Annotated in this window: 18 protein-coding genes; 1 reads left to right on the top strand and 17 read right to left on the bottom strand. The window is 43.4% G+C overall.

All coding sequences use genetic code 11. The features are described from left to right. Nucleotides 1-24: 24 nt before the first annotated feature. The 5 genes from DESDE_RS10080 to DESDE_RS10065 all read right to left on the bottom strand — a co-directional run bounded on the left by DESDE_RS10080 (nucleotide 25) and on the right by DESDE_RS10065 (nucleotide 3579). Nucleotides 25-888 (bottom strand): nitroreductase family protein, encoded by an 864-nt coding sequence (locus DESDE_RS10080; RefSeq protein WP_014793940.1) that lies wholly within the window; start codon nucleotides 886-888, stop codon nucleotides 25-27. Nucleotides 889-967: 79 nt separating this feature from the next. Next, nucleotides 968-1696, bottom strand: coding sequence for a DUF1287 domain-containing protein (locus tag DESDE_RS10075; protein ID WP_014793939.1), 729 nt, complete (start codon nucleotides 1694-1696; stop codon nucleotides 968-970). 119 nt (nucleotides 1697-1815) lie between these two features. Continuing rightward, the gene (locus DESDE_RS10070) at nucleotides 1816-2922 is read right to left on the bottom strand and encodes an aldo/keto reductase (protein WP_014793938.1); all 1107 of its coding nucleotides are present in this window, start codon (nucleotides 2920-2922) and stop codon (nucleotides 1816-1818) included. 36 nt (nucleotides 2923-2958) lie between these two features. Further along, entirely contained in the window at nucleotides 2959-3147 is a 189-nt protein-coding gene (locus tag DESDE_RS22270) for a hypothetical protein (protein ID WP_014793937.1), read from the bottom strand. Between the two features lie 69 nt (nucleotides 3148-3216). Continuing rightward, nucleotides 3217-3579, bottom strand: a complete 363-nt coding sequence (locus DESDE_RS10065; RefSeq protein ID WP_014793936.1) for a YccF domain-containing protein — start codon at nucleotides 3577-3579, stop codon at nucleotides 3217-3219. A gap of 216 nt (nucleotides 3580-3795) precedes the next feature. On the opposite strand from DESDE_RS10065, the gene DESDE_RS10060 reads away from it, so the two are divergent. Further along, nucleotides 3796-4869, top strand: coding sequence for a diguanylate cyclase (locus DESDE_RS10060; protein WP_014793935.1), 1074 nt, complete (start codon nucleotides 3796-3798; stop codon nucleotides 4867-4869). A gap of 50 nt (nucleotides 4870-4919) precedes the next feature. Here the strand turns inward: DESDE_RS10060 and DESDE_RS10055 are convergent, their stop codons facing one another. The 12 genes from DESDE_RS10055 to DESDE_RS10000 all read right to left on the bottom strand — a co-directional run bounded on the left by DESDE_RS10055 (nucleotide 4920) and on the right by DESDE_RS10000 (nucleotide 16230). Continuing rightward, nucleotides 4920-5168 (bottom strand): hypothetical protein, encoded by a 249-nt coding sequence (locus tag DESDE_RS10055; RefSeq protein ID WP_014793934.1) that lies wholly within the window; start codon nucleotides 5166-5168, stop codon nucleotides 4920-4922. A 142-nt stretch (nucleotides 5169-5310) separates the two neighbouring features. Then, nucleotides 5311-6360: an ABC transporter substrate-binding protein gene (locus DESDE_RS10050; RefSeq protein WP_014793933.1), complete on the bottom strand. Its 1050-nt coding sequence runs from the start codon at nucleotides 6358-6360 to the stop codon at nucleotides 5311-5313. Beyond that, nucleotides 6357-7148 (bottom strand): ABC transporter permease, encoded by a 792-nt coding sequence (locus tag DESDE_RS10045; RefSeq protein ID WP_014793932.1) that lies wholly within the window; start codon nucleotides 7146-7148, stop codon nucleotides 6357-6359. The genes DESDE_RS10050 and DESDE_RS10045 overlap by 4 nt, the downstream gene beginning before the upstream one ends. Continuing rightward, nucleotides 7145-7969: an ABC transporter permease gene (locus DESDE_RS10040; RefSeq protein ID WP_014793931.1), complete on the bottom strand. Its 825-nt coding sequence runs from the start codon at nucleotides 7967-7969 to the stop codon at nucleotides 7145-7147. Before DESDE_RS10040 ends, DESDE_RS10045 begins: the two co-directional genes overlap by 4 nt. Beyond that, nucleotides 7966-9012 carry a spermidine/putrescine ABC transporter ATP-binding protein gene (gene potA, locus DESDE_RS10035; RefSeq protein ID WP_014793930.1) on the bottom strand — a complete coding sequence of 349 codons (1047 nt, stop codon included), beginning with the start codon at nucleotides 9010-9012 and terminating at the stop codon, nucleotides 7966-7968. The genes DESDE_RS10040 and potA overlap by 4 nt, the downstream gene beginning before the upstream one ends. A gap of 265 nt (nucleotides 9013-9277) precedes the next feature. Further along, a complete protein-coding gene (locus tag DESDE_RS10030) occupies nucleotides 9278-10024 on the bottom strand; it encodes a nitroreductase family protein (RefSeq protein WP_014793929.1) in 747 nt (248 codons plus the stop codon). Between the two features lie 252 nt (nucleotides 10025-10276). After that, complete coding sequence (locus DESDE_RS10025; RefSeq protein WP_014793928.1) at nucleotides 10277-11146, bottom strand: SDR family oxidoreductase; 870 nt, start codon at nucleotides 11144-11146, stop codon at nucleotides 10277-10279. A gap of 139 nt (nucleotides 11147-11285) precedes the next feature. Further along, entirely contained in the window at nucleotides 11286-12365 is a 1080-nt protein-coding gene (locus DESDE_RS22875) for a DUF2284 domain-containing protein (protein ID WP_014793927.1), read from the bottom strand. Then, nucleotides 12358-12984 carry a CobW family GTP-binding protein gene (locus DESDE_RS10015; protein ID WP_014793926.1) on the bottom strand — a complete coding sequence of 209 codons (627 nt, stop codon included), beginning with the start codon at nucleotides 12982-12984 and terminating at the stop codon, nucleotides 12358-12360. The genes DESDE_RS22875 and DESDE_RS10015 overlap by 8 nt, the downstream gene beginning before the upstream one ends. Continuing rightward, the gene (locus tag DESDE_RS10010; protein ID WP_014793925.1) at nucleotides 12981-14828 is read right to left on the bottom strand and encodes an ASKHA domain-containing protein; all 1848 of its coding nucleotides are present in this window, start codon (nucleotides 14826-14828) and stop codon (nucleotides 12981-12983) included. Before DESDE_RS10010 ends, DESDE_RS10015 begins: the two co-directional genes overlap by 4 nt. Before the next feature lie 38 nt (nucleotides 14829-14866). After that, complete coding sequence (locus tag DESDE_RS10005; RefSeq protein ID WP_014793924.1) at nucleotides 14867-15568, bottom strand: DUF1638 domain-containing protein; 702 nt, start codon at nucleotides 15566-15568, stop codon at nucleotides 14867-14869. Between the two features lie 11 nt (nucleotides 15569-15579). After that, nucleotides 15580-16230, bottom strand: a complete 651-nt coding sequence (locus DESDE_RS10000; protein WP_014793923.1) for a cobalamin B12-binding domain-containing protein — start codon at nucleotides 16228-16230, stop codon at nucleotides 15580-15582. Nucleotides 16231-16251 lie beyond the last annotated feature (21 nt).

Here is a 16251-nt window from a genome sequence, read left to right as displayed (position 1 = left end):
TTACATTCAATGTCGGAAGATAGTCTATCCCCAGCTTACAATATACTTCGTATTCGGTGGAATAGTGATTTTCTCTGCCTCCGCACTTGGCTTAACGATCTGCCATTTACCTGACAATCCCAGTTCTTTGACCGCCAACTCAAAATGGCACATAGCAATACCCATATCTACTCGCTGAATATCAAATCCTAACCTTTTGCCATAATCTTTTGCATACTGAAGATAGAAATGAAACTTTCCATGATCCATAACAATTCGCCAGGGTTGTTTATTGGAAGCCGATGGGGCAATCCGAACCATCTCCAATGGTGTAGCATAGTTATCTGCCTCTAACTCTGTTAAGGGCTGTTCAAAATCCTGGTTAAAGAAGAGATCCTTCCAGGGTTTGCGATTCTTGGAACCGGCAGCTAACCTCATAGCAGACTCCAGCAAGCTACGCTTCTGACTTGGGTATCCAATAGGAGTTATGCACGGCATAATCTCCTGCCCTTTCAATCCAATGGCCTTACTAAATTCGCTTTTTGTATACGTCCCTCCCAGCCAACAAGTGCCAAGACCTAAGGAGGTAGCATAAAGGATGAATTTCTCGAGGACATACCCGAAATCCTCTAAGTCCCGTGATCCTTCTTGGATTACGGCCACAATAAACGAAGAAGCACCTTTAATTACTCCATAGGTCCCCAATTTTACATTAGCATCTTTTTGAGCGAGTTCTCTTTCAATGAGTTCGAACCTTACCGTTCCTCCAAAGGGGCCCAGATTATCCCTAAAAGCTAAATTAATCTTTTCTCTCAATTCAGGATCTAAAAGTTCTTCTTGATACGTTCTGACGGAGATCCGTCTCTTCATTTGTTGGATCATGGAGATATGAACTTCTTCTACTGACATATTAGGACCTCCATCACTATCTTTCTTACTATTATTTACAATTAAAGTGTAAACTCTTCCTTATATCTTCAAAAAAGTTTCATTCAAACTTAGGAAACCGATAGTGCCCTGTAATAGGGCTTTTCCAAGAAAGCAAGCGATCCTCTTCGGAAGCCACGGGGCCTCCATTATGAAGGATAAAGGGAACACCATCAGGTCGGCGGCGATCCGAGATAATGGCTATGTGTTCATGAGGCAGAGCGAAGGTGACAATATCTCCGGGCTGCCATTGGGATAAATTATCCACATCATTAGGGATGATCTCCGTAGTTAACTCCTGACCGTGCCGTTGGAAAAAAATTCTTAGGTTCTGTACTCGACGAAAATCTATATTGGGATCCCGTTCCCCATCAACCCGTGGATACAGGGAGATATTCTGACGGATATCTTCATCAACCATGGCTTTAAGATCGTATCCCGCATTGCGTAACGCTCTCCAGATGACATCCGTGCATACTCCCTCGTTCTCCGGGGGAAATCCTTCGGCATAATAGGCATCTCGATAACGAGGTCTTTTCCGCACCTCTTCTTTTCCTCCCGCCACGATATCCTTTAGATCATTGATCCCATCCCGGTCTTTGTCCAGAGGACAATCTATAGTGGGTACCTGTAAATAAAGCTTAGGCTCCAGGTCCTTTATCTCCGGGGAGAGTTTCTTGCTGCAGCCAGAGAAAAAGAGTAATAACGTACAGAGGCCAATTCCTATAATTAAGGTTCTCCGATAATTGAACTTTCTTGGGAATCTACACCCTCTTGAGGAATGATCCATATCTGCTCCCCCTATGGATAACAAAGCATGCATTTATTCATATTCGCCGGTCTCTAAAGCTATGATAATCCCTTTCTTCCCAAGTGCACTTATGGGTTCTCGTCATCGACAACAGCCTATTATACATCAAAGACCCTGGAGACTTCTTTCAATTCTTTTACAATCGCTATATGCTGTGGACAATGCCGCTCGCATTGCTTACAATCGATGCAATCCGAAGCTTTGCCCAAGTCCTTGGTTAAATTCCCATAATAAGTCCTCTGGGTAGACAAACCATGCTGCTTCTGGTTATTATACAAAGAAAAAAATTTCGGTATAGGTATTTTCTTTGGACAGCCTTCCACGCAGTACTCACATGCGGTACAGGGAATAGCTATGCCGCTGTTAATACTATCTATGGCCTTTTGGATAAGCTTCTGTTCTTCCGCATTTAAGGGAATGAAATTCTGCATATAGCCTGTATTATCCTTAAGCTGTTCAATGGTGCTCATACCGCTGAGTACCATGAAAACATTATCCAAAGAGGCCGCGAAGCGGACTGCCCAGGATGCAATGCTTTGATTAGGATGATAGCCCTTAAAGAGTTTCTCACCTTCTTCAGGTACAGTTGCCAACGCCCCTCCTTTTATAGGCTCCATCACGATGACAGGTTTATTATGCTTTTTAGCGACTTCATAGCACTTACGGGATTCGATCCCTTCGTCCTCCCAATCTATGTAGTTAATTTGAAGCTGCACATACTCCATCTCCTGATGCTCAGTTAATATCCGATCCAGCAGTTCCGCCTTGTCATGATAAGAGAATCCAATAGACTTCACCTTACCCTCTGCCTTTAATCTCTGCATAAATTCAAAACCGCCGTGTTCCACTGTTGCAGCATACCTGCCGGCGTCCAGGGCATGGAGCAAATAATAATCGAAATAACGAACTCCGCATCGAGCCAATTGCTCGTCAAATATCCTCTGATAATCTTCCTTCCCAACGACCAAAAAAACCGGCATTTTATCTGTGATGGTGAACGAATTCCTTGGATAGCGTTCCACAAGAGCTTTTCTTACTGCGATTTCACTTATTCCCTGATGGTAACGATAGGCAGTGTCAAAATAGGTAAACCCCCTTTCCAGAAAATAGTCCACCATGGCATTCACTTGTTCTTGATCGATACTCTGGGGATTCTCCTGAGCAGTTAGTGGTAGACGCATCATTCCAAATCCTAGCTTTTTCACTGTAGTTCCACCTTTGTTGATGTTTTTTAAAGGCACCTAATAATCATTCATAAGCATCCGATAGGTACAACGGGACTCACAGCGATCACTGCTGTGATTGCAATGAAAGTCCGCAATCTCCCCCGCTGTATTAGGATCGGATGGTGGGTATCGATATATTTTTAGTATAACGAGTTTGCTAGCCACACTGCATACTTCCTCACGTTCTTCAAGACTGTACTCCAAAGCCCCACCCTCTTTCTAACCCATGCTCATTCCACGGCATGAACACCTTATTTTGATTTTTGTGGCACCTTAACGAATCTTAGCCCCAAAGGGTATAAAGGCAAGCTGTGCAAATTTAAAATGCTGAATTCCAAACGGAATCCCTAGGATGGTGAGACAGAATACCAGACCGATCACCAAATGACTTACGGCCAATTCCCAGCCAAGAAAGAGTATCCAAAGAATATTCAGCAACAATCCGCCCACACCGAAATGTCCTAATTCTATGTCTTTGCCGAAAGGCAATAAGACAAACTGAGCTATCTTAAAGCATTGGAGACCAAATGGAATTCCGATGATCGTAATGCACAAAATTAAGCCCGCCAAAAACCATGCGATTGCCGCAAGTATCCCACCGAATACTAACCAAATAATATTACCCAATAAATTCATATTCTCTCCTCCACTCCCTCTGGAAATTCCTCCACTGCAATTATAATCACCGTCATGAAAAAAGTCACAGATATATTGTTGATGCTATTGATTCAATGTATAATAATTTGACGCAATTAATAATCAAATAACATTTACATAAAACCTAAAACTATTTATTGACTTTGCCTCACCGCCTTTACCATTATAACTCATTAGCAAGGGGTAGAAGATTCTTTGTTAAAAGATTTGTTTATCAATATGACCATCCTCATTACTTTTATCAGCTTAATCACTCAGTTACTTAAAAACTACAGTCTGGAAGAGAACAATTCCTTCTCGATTAAGATGTTTTTTGGTTTTTTGTCTGGAGCTCTTGGGATTATACTTATGCTGTTTACTATGCCTGTTGACGCAAACACCATCATCGATTTTCGCAATATCCCTATTATTATGTCTGCAGTTTTTGGTAGTGCCCTTACTGTATATATTACGGGGATTATGATTGCTTTGTTTCGCTTGATGTTCTTTGGGTTTAATACAGCAGCTCTTCTTGGCGTGGTAACTGCTCTCATTAATACCGTTGGGTGTTGGTTAATAACCCGGGCTGCCTTTAAGACTTGGCAAAAATGGGCCTATTCCACATTCTTTGTCTTATTCGCTTCATCCATTACCCTTACCTATCTGCTCAAAGATAAATCCGATTTTTTGAAAATCATGCTTATCTATTGGTGTTCTCATGCTCTTGTCTCCGCAATTACATACTGGTATCTGTATTACAGCAATACCGCTAATAAAATGTATCGGCGACTACAAAAGGAGTCCACCAAAGACTTTCTTACTGACCTTAATAATGTAAGGCAATTTGACCTTCTTCTCAATAATGCTATTAATAATGCCCTACAAAAAGAAGAACATCTCTCCCTCCTTATGCTGGACCTTGACTTCTTCAAAAAGGTCAATGATACTTACGGACACAAAGAGGGGGATTATGTTCTCAAAGAGTTAGGAAAAATCCTCAAGAATAGTTGTCGGGAATTTGATGAAATTTTTCGTAATGGGGGTGAGGAATTTTCTGTTCTGTTACTTGATTGCCCCAATGCCCAGGCTCAGCATATAGCTGAACACATTCGGCATAATGTAGAAATTCACCCTTTTCAATTATCCAATGGTAAAACAATCAATATTACGGTTTCAATCGGCCTAGCTACCTATCCTGATACCCTAAAGGATATCGGAAAAATCGTCGAAAAAGCGGATAATGCCTTGTACGCAGCTAAAAGAACAGGCCGCAATAAAGTTCACACCTAACAAAAAGGACACCTGGATAGGTGTCCTTTAAGATAGACCTTATATTCCGGCTAATCCTTAGATTCCCGATTTGTCTTTTTAGGCAAAAAGCGCTCATGCTCCGCCCTTGATCTCATCAGGATGGTCAGCCATTCTTCTTGAGTAAACATACGACCAAGCTGTGAAATTTTTTCTTTTAAGGTGTCATACTTTTCCGGGTACTCTTCTTCAATGATATCCATCATGAGTTTGGGTTGTTCAACCTCAGGTTGAGCATTTTTCTTTTTACGGAATTTTTTTACCCTTAAATATCTAACCATAAAAACCTCAAGCTTTTCGCTTTATTTCCCGATGACTAACCGCCACTAATTCTCTCACTTCAGTGGGAGATAAGTGGCGCTAAGTCCCTGGATAAGTCAACTAAACTTCAGAGAAGTAAAGCTCCTCTGAAGCAAGTTTCCTTTATTGTGATTTTACCTCTGTCCATATTCTATCATAAATTGGTAAAACATCGGAGAGATCTTCAAAAACTTCCGAACCTTTTAATGCACCCTCAGCCGGATAATAGGCTGGATCAGAGGTCAGATCCTCGGGAAGCATTCCCCTAACTTCTTTTTGAGGTGTGGAATAACCGATATAATCAGCGTTTTTATAGGCTACATCCGTACTGCACATAAAATCGATGAACTTCTCAGCCATTTCCTTGTTCTGACTGGTTTTGGGAATAACCATAGAATCGTACCAAATATTGCTACCTTCTTTGGGAATGACATATTCCAGATTAGGATTTTCACCTTTCATAAAGACCGCATCCCCTGACCATACCACAGCCATGGCGGCTTCATTGCCGATCATCTTATCCTTCACTTCGTCCCCTACATAGGCCATCAGCAAAGGCTTCTGCTGAATCAGCAATTTTTTGGCTTCATCCAGTTCTTTCTCTTCTCTGCTGTTCAGAGAGTAGCCCAGTTTTTTCAAGGCCACCGCAATGGAATCCCGTTGGCTGTCCAGCATCAGAATCTGCTTGGCGTATTTTTTATCCCATAAAATATCCCAGCTGTCCACCACACCGTCTACCATGGTCTTGTTGTAAATAATCCCGACAGTGCCCCACATATAAGGAACCGAGTATTCATTCTTGGTGTCAAAGGCCAGATTCTTAAAGCGATCATCAATTTTAGCGTAATTAGGAATAGTGTTCATATCAATGGTATGGAGCAAACCTTCATGGATCATTTTGGTAATCATATAATCCGAAGGGATGGCCACATCATACTTGGCTGTTCCTGCTTTAATCTTAACATACATTTCTTCATTAGTGGCGAACTGTTCGTAGATGACATCCACATTATTGGCTTTCTCAAACTCAGCCAGGACCGATTCATCAATGTAGTCTCCCCAGTTGTAGACATAAAGCTTAGCCTGATCCGACCCGCCGCAACCGGCAAGTCCTAAGAGCATAGCGACCAGGAGCACGACCACCCCTGCTTTTTTTAGTACCGATTTTTTCAATACATATCCCTCTTTTCATTTCCTTTATCCTTGGCCATCCGATAGTTCACAAAGACCAAGGTTACCATAATAAAAATAAACATCAACGTAAGCAAAGCATTAATCTTGGGATTAATTCCCCGACGAGCCATAGAATAAATGGTAATGGCCAGATTGGATACCCCGGACCCCGTAGTGAAAAAGCTCACCACGAAATCATCGATGGACATGGTAAAGGCCAGCAGAAAGCCTGTGACGATACCCGGCGAGATCTGAGGCAGGATGACCTTTTTATAGGCTTCCAAAGGAGTGGCCCCCAAATCCAAGGCCGCATCGTAAGTATCATCATTTAACTGTCGCAGTTTCGGCAGCACCGAAAAAATAACAAAAGGCAAATTAAAGGTGATATGGGCAAAGAGCATGGTCATAAAGCCCAATTTAAATTTAATAAAAATGAAGAGCAGCATCAAGGATATTCCCATAACAATATCCGGGCTGAGCATAGGCAGATAGGTTACATTCAAAGTCATGACTTTGGGAAGTCCATGCATATTATTAATGCCAATGGCTGCTAAAGTGCCGATGATCGTAGCGATCAAGGAGGCAAGAATAGCTATCACTAAGGTGTAATACAGAGCGGAAGCTATCTGGCTGTCCCGAAAAAGCTCTATATACCACTTTAAAGTAAATCCATCCCAGTTCCCCCGGGACTTAGAATCGTTAAAGGAAAAAATCATCAGGATCAGTATAGGGGCATAAAGAAAGAAGAAAATCAGAAAGGTATAGCTTTTCATCAAGAAAGACTTCACCAGAACCTACCCCCTTCCTGATCTTTGTCCGTCTTGGACATGATACCCATGGTCAGGAGCAGGAAGATCATGAGAATCAGGGATAACGATGAGCCGAAGCCCCAGTCACCGGTAGTCAGGAATTGCTGTTCGATCAGATTGCCAATCAACATATACTGACCTCCGCCTAACAGCCTGGATATGACAAAGGTAGTCACGGCAGGCATAAAGACCATAATAATACCGGAAGCCACACCTGATAAGCTTAACGGAAAAGTCACTTTAAAGAAAGTTTTATAAGGGGTAGCCCCTAAATCCTCTGCTGCCTCGATCAGAGAGCGGTCAATTTTTTGCAAAACAGAATAGATAGGCAACACCATAAAGGGAAGAAAATTATAGACCATGCCCAAGATCACAGCTTTATCTGTATAGAGAATATTTAAAGCCGGCAAACTCAAAGCCGCCAGAATCTGATTGATGATACCGTTATTTTCTAAAAGAGTCATCCAGGCGTAGGTTCGGGCCAGAAAGTTCATCCACATGGGCAAAACAAAAAGAACAATTAAAAAGTCCCTCTTCTTTAGCACTTTGGATGCCAGAATCATGGCCATAGGATAACCCAGCAGTAAACAAAAAAGAGTACTGATTACAGCAAGCCAAATCGAACGCAAAATGACTTTGAGATAGATGGGTTCAAAGACCCTTTCTATATGTTCAGTAGTAAACTGAATCCCATCCGGACCGGTTTTAAACATACTGAAATAAACCACCAAAATCAGAGGAACAATGGTGAAGATCAGCATCCACAACAGATAGGGAGCGGTCAATAATTTTTTTTTCAATCCCCTCTCACCTTCTTCATAATGTGAATATCATTGGGAAGGATCTTGAGCCCGACCCCATTTCCCACTTCTTCCATTTGAGTGCTGTGTACCATCCAGCTATACTCGTTGCTCTGAATCATCATTTCGTAATGAACACCCTTAAAGACCACGGACTGGACCTCACCTATGATCATACCTTCCTCCACCGGTACCAGCTTCAGGTCTTCAGGACGAATCACTACATCCACCGCTTCGTTAGGTCCAAAGCCCTTATCCAGACATTCAAACTGACGACCGTGGAAATGAACCAGGTAGTCCTGAAGCATGACCCCACCCAGAATATTGCTTTCTCCGATAAAATCAGCCACAAAAACATTCTTGGGTTCATTATAGATATCGATGGGAGTGCCAATTTGCTGAATTCTCCCCTCATTCATCACTACGATGGTATCGGACATGGTTAAGGCCTCTTCCTGATCATGAGTGACAAAGATAAAGGTAATTCCCAAACGCTGCTGGATTCGCTTCAGCTCCATCTGCATTTCTTTCCTTAATTTTAAATCCAGAGCAGCCAAGGGCTCATCTAATAAGAGAACCTCAGGTTCATTGACGATAGCTCTGGCAATAGCCACCCTCTGACGTTGTCCCCCGCTTAGGGAATCGATATTCCTTTTTTCAAAGCCCTTAAGGTTCATCAGTTCCATAACCTGAAGCACCTTCGTGTAAATAGCCTTATTGTCTATTTTCTTTATCCGTAGACCAAAGGCAATATTCTCAAAAACATTCATATGCGGAAACAAAGCATATTGTTGAAAAACCGTATTGACTTTTCTCTTATAAGGAGGAAAATCATTGATCTTCTTACCTTCAAAGAGGATGTCCCCACCGGTAACATTTTCAAACCCTCCAATGATTCGGAGGGTCGTTGTTTTTCCGCAACCGCTCGGTCCAAGAAGGGTTATAAATTCATTACGCAATATATAGAGATTTATATTATCCAGGACTTGTACACCGTCATACTCTTTTGTCACGTTGACAAGCCTGATGATTTCTTCGCTCATCCCTGACCTCCTTAAACCAAAGCCAGTTGTCGAAAACCGGCAGTAATTAAAAACATAACAATGTCTATTTTACATTTTAACAGAATAACGTCAATAATTCTTTAAGAAAAAATAAAAATATATCTACAAATTTCATTCTCACAGAGAAGAACCGTCTACAGTCCTGGAACTTGTAAACGGTTCTTATATCCTCTTCTCTATTCTACCTTATGGTTGAATCAAGCCTATACCAGGGATCTTAATCCCTTTCGACACTATTTCAACATTATTCCGGTCTGAAATTCTTCAGATACTCTGCCGCCGAGCGATTCATCTCCAGTGCGAACTCCGACATGTATTTGCGGTTGCAATTGGCCTTAATGCTTTCATAGATATTCTCCTTGCTCAGCCCGGACTTTTCATTGCGTGTGCGGTGCATTTCTTCGTGTTCTTCCAGGCTGAGCCTACGGTATTTATTTTCAAAAACTAAAAATTGCTCATCAAAGCGGGCCGGCTTTTTCCTATTCTTCTGAGATTCTGTAGGATAACCATAGACCAGCATAGCCGCAGGCAGTACATAATCCGGAAGTTCCAATAATTCGCGAACGATCTCATAGTTTTCAATAATATCACCAATATAACAAGACCCCACCCCCAGGGACTCGGCGGCCACCGCAGTATTTTGGGCAGCAATAAGGGCATCGGCACAGGCCAGGAGAATATCTCCCTCCCCAGGTTGTCGCGGGTTACACTCCGCATAACAATAGGCATCATACCATCTCTGATAATCGGCAAGGAAGACGAGCACCAAAGGAGCCTTGGCAATAAAGGGCTGGTTATCACAGGTTAAGGCCAATTTTTCCTTGAGAGTTTGGTCCGTGATATCCAGGATGGAATAGAGCATCATTCCTCCCGCCGTGGGGGCTTCGAAGGCGGCATGAAGGATCTTCTCCTTTATCTCGCAATCGATGGCTCTGTCTTCGAAAATTCTTACTGATTTTCTGTTTTTGAGTTGGGTGAGGATTTCGTTCATGTGTATCTCTCCTATCAATCCTTACACTTCTCCACTATTGTATCAGATTTTCATATTCCTTTTAACTTAAGATTTTTTTCCAAATGAAAAAGCCATTGTTCCCAGTTCCATAGTACTCACGGCATGTTGAGTGTCTTTCTGATTAAATATTTTAGAACCGTATATTCCGTTCGGCATGCTTTAACAAGTCCTCTTTAACCGGGGGGAGGAAATAGTAATGGCATCTGCTCTCATCCCGCAGATGCCATTAGTTTAGCCATTAACTATCGTTCCCCCATTAACATGCAGTATTTGCCCCGACATGTAGGCAGAATCTTCGCAAGCAAGGAACAAATAGGCCGGAGCTACTTCTACCGGCTGCCCGGCTCGTTGCATGGGAGTGGTGCTGCCAAAGGTGGCGACCTCGTTGGCAGCGAAAGAAGCAGGAATCAGGGGGGTCCAGATGGGTCCAGGTGCTACTCCATTGACGCGGATTCCCTGTTTGATCAGTGATTCTGAAAGAGAACGTGTGAAAGCCACTACCGCTCCTTTGGATGCGGAATAATCGATAAGTTTGGCATCACCTTTATAAGCTGTAATCGAAGCAGTATTGATAATCACGGAACCTTGCTTTAGATGGGGAAGTGCCGCCTTGGTCAGATACAGCATAGCTAAAATATTGGTGCGGAAGGTCTGCTCAATTTGTTGAGCAGTGATATCCAGAAGTGAATTCTGTGGATGCTGTTCCGCTGCATTATTCACAAGTATATCCAGGCTCCCAAAGGTATCCAGGGTCTTTTGCACCGCTTGGTTACTAAAATTCTCATCTCCGATATTCCCAGCTATCAACAAACAGCGTCTTCCTAGCTGCTCAATCCTCTCTTTGGTCGTTTGCGCATCACCGTGTTCATCAAGATAGACGATGGCAATATCGGCACCTTCTTTGGCATAGAGAATGGATACCCCTCTCCCGATTCCGCTGTCTCCACCGCTAATCAATGCGACTTTTCCCTGTAGCTTGCCACTGGGGCGATAGTTGGGGTTTTCAAAGATCGGACTGGGATTCATTAAGGTTTCAAGACCAGGTTGCTTATTTTGGTGCTGGGCAGGAAAAGCGGGTTGAGGAATTTTTGTTTCACTCATGGTTATCACTCCTTCGATTTTTCAGGATCAACAAAAGCTATCTATAATGTTGCCCTGTAAGGGTGATATCAATTCTCCAAGAACATTAAAGTTCAATTCCTAAGCAGAATTACAGAAGGAGCATACAACTCCCACTGCGCTAGAACCTAAATAAAATAAGACTTACGCAGGAGACCGTATCTTTTCCATTATAATAGGGCATACCACAGCTTTTCTCCAAAGCCATCACATCAATCCCATAAGCCTCGACTGAAGGAATTGCTTCTTCGGGGAATCGGCACTCTTCACCGTCAAGAAAAGAACACCGGCCACAGTAAGTACATGGTCCTACATTTAAAGGGAGGAGATTCAGGAAATTTTTCATGCTTCTCAGTTCAGCTAAGACCTTCCTAAAAACTTGGGTATGTTCGACAACCGCTTGCTGCACCCCTCTCCAGTCAAAGGAGTTTTTAAGCTGATACACGGTTTGGAACAATAACCCTCGATCATATGGCAATACTTTGTCCCTGAGTTCGTCGATAGAAGGCATATTGGGTGGACACATCCAGTTTTTGTCGTAACTGCCGCAGGTATTTTGCTCACATTGCTTTCTGAAATCATGATTAAACTTAATACTATCCACGGCTATAAGAGCTGCATGAGCTGCACCGAGAGATTTGGCCAGGGAGCACAATAGATCTATTTGAACCAGTGTTGAATCAGGACATTGCTCCGCGATGCAAGTTTCTAAACACTGCTCGGCGTATTCATCAAGCTCTTCCTTACGGATACCAAAGATTATGGCGGTTGCGTTGATGGTGAAGGTTTGGTCCAGCCCCTCATTCCAACCGGAAGAGGATTTTGCCGTAACGGCTTTTCCCGTAGAAGAAAACCAAAAATGCTCCTTCCCTTCGATGAACCCTTTGATATGCCCTACAAAGCCCTGCTTATTCTTCACCCATTGGAGTATTTCACCGACCCAGCGGAGAAGGGCCTCTTGGACGGGGAGGAGACTGCTTTCCTGACTCAGGACTAATTCATATTTTTCCGAGAAAATTCCGGGCTCCTGATCAGGAGCGCAGACTTTTTTTGAAGCATTTTCCTGTGAAGTGTTTTCGTTCCGGTGTTCAGGTCTATGACAGTTTTCGCATTTACATTCATGACCGTGCTGGAGATTATGGCTTTCCCCATCCTCCCATTTATGACTATGTTGGTGATGCTCGTGCTTTGACTCACTCATTTCCCAATACCGCCTCACTCCAGATTTCCGAATTAATTCCTCTAAAGGCCGACACACAATAAATTTGCGCTGAAGGATTAAGGTGATGCAGGTTTTTCTCTATTTCAGACAAGGTCTCGGGTTGCATACAGTCGATCTTATTGAGAAAAATCAGATCCGCTTTAGCGATCTGGCCTTCAACCAAGCCGGGGACGATCTCCGTCAGTTCTTCCCAACGTTCGGCATCGGCGACGATGATGTTCTTCAGGCTTTCAACCCCCTTTCCGTAGGTGTGGATTGTTTCAGCGATTCGATGGGGATAAGCCATTCCCGTGGCTTCCACGATCACCCACTGGGGATCATAAGCTTCATAAAGTTCATTTAAAGTCACGGTCAGTTCCGAGGTCAATGTACAACAAATACAGCCGGAGAAAAGCTCCCGAACCATCAGCCCTTCTGCTTTGAGGATTTTATCATCAATTCCTGTCTCGCCCACTTCATTCTCGATAATAACCAGCGAAGGGGTTTCCGGGTTGCTTGCCTGGGCAGTTGGGTTATTCTCCACCAGGAACTTGGCCGCAGAGAGAATCGAGGAAGTCTTACCCGCACCCAAAAAGCCGCCAAAGAGTAGAACTTTCATGTTATACCCTCCTCTGGAAATGCCAGATTTTTAATAAAGCTCTTTTGAAACTGAGGATGATTCGCTAATTCGATGAACTCTGCTTTCTCGGCAATGGCTTGGCAGCGTTGGATGTGGTTGTTTGACAGCAAAGCCTTGGCAGCCCCTTCTCCGGCAGCGTTGCCAACGGAGCGAACTCTTTTTCGTTCATGTACAGGAATCAAGCCAATGGCTAAGGCGCTGTCCAAATCTACAAAACTGCCAAAAGCACCGGCGATAAAAACTTGCTCAATCTCCTCCGGATTGACTCCAAATGATTGCATTAAGATTTGAGACCCCGTGCAAATCGAGGATTTAACCAACTGAAGTTCCCGGACATCCCCTTGGGTAATGACAATATCTGAACCGTTTGCGCTTTCCTCTGCAAAAGCCAGTACAAATTCTCTTTGCCCATCCCTCTCTCTTATTCTGGACCGGAGCTTAGGAGGGAGTTGCGACATTTGACTGCTCTCCGCAAATCGACCTGAGAAGGTGATGATCCTCCTGCGAACCATTTCCGCGAGAGCTTTAATGATTCCCGAACCACATATTCCTGCGGGCTTCTGATCGTTAATCGTTCGGATATGGACATCCTCTAGTATGACGATATCATCAATGGCCCCATCCGTTGCCCTCATGCCGCAGGATAGCTGTGCACCTTCAAAAGCGGGGCCGGCAGCTGTAGAGGTAACAATCATGCGCTCACGATTGCCGAGAACAATCTCTCCGTTCGTCCCTAAATCTATCAATAAGGTGAGCTTAGGTGTCAGATCCTGATCCACGGCCATGACAGCTGCGGTGGTATCGGCACCCACAAAACTAGTAATATTGGGTATAAGAACCACCCGTCCCCCCGAATGAATATCCAGGGAAAGTTCCTGTGGTGGTAAGGGAGGTATGGATTTAAAGACTTGCACATAGGGCGGTATGGTTAAGCTGATCGGTGAGATACCCATCAAAAGATGTTCCATGGTTGAATTTCCCACGATGGTCATCAGATAAATATCCTGCGTTCTTATCCCTATGGCGGAACAAAGCTTGCAGATAAGGTTATTTAGACAATGACGAATTAAGTCAGAAAGCTGCTTTAATCCTTCTGACTTCTCTGCTGCTTTGATGCGAGAAATGACATCTGCACCATAGGCTGTTTGAGGGTTGGTCTCGGCTGCTGAAGCGACCACTTCTCCTCTATTCATATCCATAAGCATTCCAGCCACTGTGGTACTTCCTATATCAAAAGCTACTCCATAAAAAACCGAGGAAGTATCCCCTGCTTCCACAGCGGTCACATTATTGTCCAAATGAATTAAGGTATATATCTCTGTCTTGGTCCGTGCCAGTAAAGGGATATCCTGTAATGCTGTGCTGTGTAAATTGAACATCTCTTTATATTTCACATCATTAACCTTATTAACCATTTCCTGTAGCGAGTAGTTTTGAGTTAAAGTCGGATAGGTCGGTCGCACCGCCGACTTTCTGAGCACTGAAACCCTATCTTTGGAGGAAATATGGATTCTCCCTATTTCTCCTTTCGCCGTCACTCCTCTTTTTGTGATTTTATCCAATACGACTTGACCTAATGGATAAATCCGACAAGCTAAGTATGAACCATCTTTTTCGGGTTCAGCAAAGCTTCCGTTACAACCCATAACCTCCCCGCTCAAAACCCGAACCTTGCATTTGCCACAGGTTCCTTTTCCGCCGCAAACAGACTCCATAGGTACACCTGCATCCGTTAAGGTATCCATAAGGGTCCATGCACTGTTTTTAGCTATGATGAGATTTTGACCATCAATTATGATCTGATTTTTCATTTCTTCACTCATTTAATAAACCTCGCTCAACCGCCCTGGTTGTCTATCGACTACTGGGATATACCGGTAATTTGTAAAAGCGGTTCGGTAGTGTCGTGGCATAAATGGGTTAAGGTAACGATTTCCCCAGGAGGAATAATCACAAACTCATCATCCCAAGGACCCGTGAGCAATTTCTTCAGATAGTTTGTAGAGCCGGGTATAACCTGATGAGCTAATTTTAAGGTGTCAGCTATCTTTTTCGTAAGTTCGAGAAAGTCGGATACCGCGTAGGCCCCTGTATCAATAACAGCCAACCGGTGATAATGATTAAGAATTTGTCTGAACAGGCGCTCCGCCTTTTCCTTGCCATAGCGCTTCACCGCATACTGATACTCCTGCCATATGTTGCTTTCGAATTCCAGCCAACCTTTGGTGAGATAATAGGTCCCTATTTCTTCCGATATCTTCTTCCTTGCGTGCTGAGAGCCTAAGAGAAGGCTGATACAATCATCGACACAGGGAAAGACCAATTGAGCACCAGAGGATGTCAGCCCCAGTAAAGAGTTGCCACAATACCCGAATGCCAGGAGGATACGCTCTACATTGGTGATTCTATCCAATTCCTGTTGGAGGCGCTTATTTAGGGTATCTGTGTAAAGATGCAACCCTGATTCTATCCATAAAACAGGGAATTGGCATTCCGCCTCTTGGATTGCTCTGTTAAGTTCATCCTTAAGGGTATGGCAAGCTATGATTACAGTCTTCTTCATATAATTCACCTTCAGGATATTTCTTGATGTGTTTTGAGATTGAAGAGAGAGGAACAGAGCTTTACTCCTTCTGAGCAATCTTTAACCCAATAATCTGCTTTGGTATATTGTCTAACCTGTTCATTAACTAAGCCGCCAATAACCACCTTTACCCCTGGCCTTAGTCCCATTTTCTCAAGAGCTTGGACGGTCAGACGCATAGAATCATAGGATTGGGTAATCAGCCCCGATAAGCAGACGATGGAGATCTTATGCTTAATGCACCCTTCGGCAAATCTCTCCGGCGCCACATCCACACCTAAATCAATGACATTGTACCCATTAAAGCGAAGTAAATTAATCATTAAATTCTTACCAATATCATGGATATCTTTTTTTACGGTTCCGAACAAAATCGTCGCAGATGGTTCGATTGCTGCTAGGGAATTAGCCTGGTTTGACACAAGACTGATTACATCTTTAAATATCTCTGCAGACATCATAAGATCAGCCAGGAAGTATTTTCCTTGGTCGTATAAATGACCAACTTGTGTCATTCCTTGGCGAGTTTCTTCAATGATTTCTATGGAGCCTTTGCCAATTGCTATTTCCGACTCCACCAAGGATAACACCTTATCCACATCAAGGCGGGTCACTGCGGCGACAAGCATACTTTCAACCATATGCGTTCCTTCCCCTCTAGC

Source organism: Desulfitobacterium dehalogenans ATCC 51507, from assembly GCF_000243155.2.
GTDB lineage: Bacteria > Bacillota > Desulfitobacteriia > Desulfitobacteriales > Desulfitobacteriaceae > Desulfitobacterium > Desulfitobacterium dehalogenans.
This window is presented reverse-complemented; position numbering and strand designations above follow the sequence as displayed.